At 66.4% G+C, this 4,434-nt stretch carries 5 protein-coding genes; 4 read left to right on the plus strand and 1 reads right to left on the minus strand.

Features of this window, described 5'->3' with window-relative positions:
- Nucleotides 1–154 precede the first annotated feature (154 nt).
- Both ACLFMY_RS08545 and ACLFMY_RS08550 read left to right on the plus strand, forming a co-directional pair.
- A complete protein-coding gene (locus ACLFMY_RS08545) occupies nt 155–850 on the plus strand; it encodes a succinate dehydrogenase iron-sulfur subunit (protein ID WP_410764242.1) in 696 nt (231 codons plus the stop codon).
- A complete protein-coding gene (locus ACLFMY_RS08550) occupies nt 843–1,100 on the plus strand; it encodes a succinate dehydrogenase assembly factor 2 (protein ID WP_410764238.1) in 258 nt (85 codons plus the stop codon). Before ACLFMY_RS08545 ends, ACLFMY_RS08550 begins: the two co-directional genes overlap by 8 nt.
- A gap of 7 nt (nt 1,101–1,107) precedes the next feature.
- Here the strand turns inward: ACLFMY_RS08550 and ACLFMY_RS08555 are convergent, their stop codons facing one another.
- Nucleotides 1,108–1,491 carry a VOC family protein gene (locus ACLFMY_RS08555; protein WP_410764239.1) on the minus strand — a complete coding sequence of 128 codons (384 nt, stop codon included), beginning with the start codon at nt 1,489–1,491 and terminating at the stop codon, nt 1,108–1,110.
- An 87-nt stretch (nt 1,492–1,578) separates the two neighbouring features.
- On the opposite strand from ACLFMY_RS08555, the gene dapC reads away from it, so the two are divergent.
- Nucleotides 1,579–2,787, plus strand: coding sequence for a succinyldiaminopimelate transaminase (gene dapC / locus ACLFMY_RS08560; protein ID WP_410764240.1), 1,209 nt, complete (start codon nt 1,579–1,581; stop codon nt 2,785–2,787).
- Nucleotides 2,788–2,935: 148 nt separating this feature from the next.
- Nucleotides 2,936–4,098, plus strand: a protein-coding gene (locus ACLFMY_RS08565; RefSeq protein WP_410764241.1) for an IS3 family transposase whose coding sequence is annotated in 2 segments (ribosomal slippage) — nt 2,936–3,200 and nt 3,200–4,098 — 1,164 coding nt in all. Because the reading frame shifts where the segments join, the coding sequence is not laid out codon by codon here.
- The last annotated feature ends 336 nt before the right edge of the window (nt 4,099–4,434 follow it).

The following is a 4,434-nucleotide window of genomic DNA, read 5'->3' on the forward strand; positions in this document are numbered from 1 at the left end:
ACAGCCTGTTCTCGCTCGAGCGCGGCATGCACTACAAGCCGGTGCGGACCCGACCGTTGACCGTGGATACCTTCCCGCCGAAACCGAGGGTCTACTAATGGGCGAATGGCTTCCCGTGCGATTCATGCAACGTCCCGGCCCCCGCGACGGGCGGATGCGCTTCTCGATCTACCGTTTCGATCCGGAAAGCGGCGAGGCGCCCCGCCAGCAGGAATACGTCCTCGACGACCTCTCTCCCGACGAGATGCTGCTCGACGCCCTGCTGCGCCTGCGCGAGATCGACGAGACGCTGGGGTTCCGCCGTTCCTGCGGCGAGGGGGTCTGCGGCTCGGACGCCATGAACATCAACGGGCGCAACGGGCTGGCCTGCATCACCCGGCTGGGCACCCTGGCCGACCCGGTGGTCATCCGCCCGCTGCCGGGCATGCCGGTGATCCGCGACCTGATCGTCGACATGGACAACTTCCACCGCCAGTACCGACGGGTCGAGCCCTGGCTCAAGGCCGAGCCCCCGCCACCGGACCGCGAGCGGGAACAGGCACCCGAAGCGCGCGAACGCCTCGATGGCCTGACCGAATGCATCCTCTGTGGCTGCTGCTCGGCCGCCTGCCCCTCGTACTGGTGGAACCCGGAGCGCTTTCTCGGCCCCGCCGCGCTGCTGCAGGCCGCCCGCTTCATCGAGGACAGCCGCGACACGGCCACCGACACGCGACTCGAACAGCTCGACGACGCCTACAAGCTGTTCCGCTGCCACACGATCATGAACTGCGCCGAGGTCTGCCCGAAGGGGCTCAACCCCACCGAGGCGATCGGTCGGATCCGGCGACGCATGCTCGGTCGGCATGTCTGACGGGGCACGTCGCGCCCGCCTTCACTGGCGCTGCCGGCGCGGCATGCGCGAGATCGACCTGCTGCTCGCCCCGTTCGCCGAGCGGCAACTGCCCCTTCTCGCCGCCGACGAACTCGACGCCTTCGAGCGTCTCCTGAGCTCGTCCGACCAGGACCTGCAGGCCTGGCTGCTCGGCCGGGAACGTCCCCACGACGAGGCGTTCGTCGACCTGGTCGAACGGATTCGCCAGTGCGCCCGGCGGACCGGGTAGCGTCCCGTCAGTCGCCGGCACCCAGCAACTCCACCGCGTTGCCGTCCGGATCACGGAAGAACAGGGCATCGCGGCCCGAGCGCGAGCGGGTGAAATCGACGCCCAGCCGCTCGAGTCGCTCAACAAAGGGCCCGGTCGCCTCGACCCGCAGGGCGAAGTGGCGATCGCGACCGCCGTGGGCCGGCCGGTCATCGACCGGGTCCGGGTTGGGCAACTCCAGCAGGTGGAGCGTCATGCCGGCGCCCAGATCCAGCCAGGCTCCCGGGAAGCCCAGGTCCGGGCGGGGCAAGGGCGAGAGCCCCAGCACCTCGCGGTAGAAGGCCTCGGCACGGGTGGCATTGGCCACCAGGATGCTGACGTGATCGATCCCGTGGACCGCGACTGACGACATGGGTCTTCTCCTTGCGCCGGCATCCGGCCGGCCTGCTTCGATGACGTATAATCCGCGGCCATTGTAGGCAACCGCACGACTTCCGGCATGAACCCCAACCTGGATCGACTCCACCCCTACCCCTTCGAGAAGCTCGCCGAACTCAAGGCGGGCGCCGAGCCGCCGGCCGACCGGGCCCACATCCCGCTGTCGATCGGCGAACCACGACACGCGCCCCCCGGGATCGTGCTCGACACCCTGCGCGAGTCGCTCGGCGAGATCGCCCGCTACCCGGCGACCCGCGGCGAGCCGGCCCTGCGCGAGGCCATGGCCGGGTGGCTGACCCGCCGGTTCGGCCTGCCTGCGGGACGGCTCGACCCCGAGGCGAACGTGCTGCCGGTCGCCGGTACCCGCGAGGCGCTGTTCGCCATCGCCCAGGCCGTGGTCGACCGGGACACCGGCAACGAGCCGCCGGTGGTCCTGATGCCCAACCCCTTCTACCAGATCTACGAGGGCGCGGCGCTGCTGGCCGGGGCCGAGCCCTACTACTACCCGACCTTGGCCGAGAACGGTTTCCTGCCGGACTTCGACGCGATCCCCGAGTCGATCTGGCAGCGGGCGCAGCTGCTCTACGTCTGCTCGCCAGGCAATCCCAGCGGCGCGGTGATCGATGCCGAGCGCTATCGCAACCTGCTCGCCCGTGCCCGCCGCCACGATGTCGTGATCGCCGCCGACGAGTGCTACTCCGAGATCTACGTCGACGAGGCGCAGCCGCCGATCGGGCTGCTTGAAGTGGCCAACGAGGTCGGTGGCGACTCGCCGTTCGAGAACGTGATCGTCTTCCACAGCCTCTCCAAGCGCTCCAACCTGCCGGGACTGCGCTCGGGGCTGGTCGCCGGCGACGCCTCGATCCTCAAGCGCTTTCTGCGCTATCGCACCTACCAGGGCTGCGCCCTGCCGCTGCCCACCCAACTGGCCTCGATCACCGCCTGGAACGACGAGGCCCACGTGCGCGCCAACCGCGGCTTCTACCGCGAGAAGTTCGATGCCGTGCTCGAAATCCTCGAGCCGGTGGCCGACATCGACGTGCGCCGCCCGGATGCCGGTTTCTACCTGTGGGCGGGCGTCGAGGGCGACGAGCGCGACTTCGCCCGCCGCCTGTACGCCGAGCAGAACGTCACCGTCCTGCCGGGGCGTTTTCTCTCCCGCGAGACGAATGGCGTGAACCCCGGGGCGGGATTCGTGCGCATGGCGCTGGTCGCCGAGATCGATGATTGTGTCGAGGCGGCGGAGCGGATTCGGGCGATGCTTTCCTGAAAAGCGAATCTCGCCTCGTCAGTGAACCCCTGATCGAGGGCCGTTGAGTTTTCGCACGCCTGCTATCCATACCGGCTGAAGTGGTTCACTGATCTTGGACACCGCGATAGGTGGTAATTTGCCACCATGACCACGAGGTGTGCCGACGATGGGAAGACGTCATTTTTCGGAAGAGTTCAAGCTCGAGGCCGCGAGCCTGGTGCTGGATCAGGGCTATACCGTGCCCGAGGCATGTGCCTCGCTCAATGTGGGCGACACGGCCCTGCGTCGCTGGGTCAAGCAGGCCCGCGCCGAGCGGGAGGGCACGGCCCCGACCGGCCATGCCCCTCTGACCGCTGAGCACCGCCGGATCGCCGAGCTGGAAGCCAAGGTCAAGCGCCTCGAGCAGGAGAAAGCGATCTTAAAAAAAGCGACGGCTCTCTTCGTCGAGGACGAGACGCGACATTCGCGGTGATCGACCGACTGAGAGAGCCTGTCAACGTGGCGCTCGCCTGCAAGACACTGGGCGTCGCCCGATCGAGTTATTACCACTACCGCGAACAGAAACAACGTGATGTGGACATCGAGCGGCTCGGGCTCCGAGCCCAAGCGAGCCGGTACTTTAACGAGAGCCGGGGATCAGCCGGCAGTCGGACACTGCGAGCGCGATTCGCCGCCGACGGCGTGTCGGTGGGCCGGTTCAAGGCCCGGCGGCTGATGCAGGAGGCCAACCTCGTCAGCCGGCAGTCTCGCCGCGCCCCGTACAAGCGCGCTCGGCAGGAGAAGCCCGAGGTGCCGAATCGATTGAACCGCGAGTTCACGGTCGAACGCCCCGACGAGGTTTGGTGTGGCGACATCACCTATCTCTGGACGGATGGCCGCTGGTGTTATCTCGCCGTGGTGATGGACCTGTTTGCCCGCCGCGTGGTGGGGTGGGCGGTCTCCAACTCGCCGGATGCCCGGCTAGCCGAGAGTGCCTTGATGCATGCCTGGGAGCAACGTGGGCGACCTGCCGGAGTGATGTTCCACTCCGACCAGGGCGTGCAGTACAGCGCGGCCTCCTTTGCGATGGCTCTGTCACGGTGTGGCATCGAACCGAGCATGAGCCGACGAGGCAACTGCTGGGATAACGCGCCGATGGAACGCCTGTTTCGCAGCTTCAAGAGCGAATGGACGCCACGCGGTGGCTATGACTCAATCACCGAGATCCGCCGTGACGCCGGAGCGTACCTGATGGGCTATTACGACTCGATCCGCCCGCACCAGTATCTGTATGGCAAAACGCCGGCGGAAACCGAGAAATCACTCAACGAACTGTCCAAGATCGCTTGACCACTACACACCGGGGTGTCTTCTTTTCGTCGGTTTTCTTGGACAAGCAAGAAAATCGACTCGCACGCCCGGCACCCGGACTTGCCAAGAATTCGTCCGCGAAACCGGCGTGCGAAATCCTGACGGTTTCTCTATAGACAACCCTCATCCCGCAAGACAAACGCCCTCAAGCATCTGTTGTTACAATAACCGCAACCAACGCATCGCATTCCAACGGCCGACCCAAGCAGGTCGGCCGATCGTTTTTCAAAACATTTCAGGAGCATCCGATGGACACTTCCTCCATTCGCGACATCATCGAATCGGCCTTCGAGCGCCGTGCCGAGATCAACCCGT

Origin of the sequence: Guyparkeria sp., assembly GCF_046545975.1 — a bacterium.
GTDB lineage: Bacteria > Pseudomonadota > Gammaproteobacteria > Halothiobacillales > Halothiobacillaceae > Guyparkeria.

Excerpts from the sequence above, each read along its gene's own strand:
- ACLFMY_RS08545 (WP_410764242.1), top strand. The coding sequence starts at position 155 with ATGCGCTTCTCGATCTACCGTTTCGATCCGGAAAGCGGCGAGGCGCCC.
- ACLFMY_RS08550 (WP_410764238.1), top strand. The coding sequence starts at position 843 with ATGTCTGACGGGGCACGTCGCGCCCGCCTTCACTGGCGCTGCCGGCGC.
- ACLFMY_RS08555 (WP_410764239.1), bottom strand. The coding sequence starts at position 1,491 with ATGTCGTCAGTCGCGGTCCACGGGATCGATCACGTCAGCATCCTGGTG.
- dapC (WP_410764240.1), top strand. The coding sequence starts at position 1,579 with ATGAACCCCAACCTGGATCGACTCCACCCCTACCCCTTCGAGAAGCTC.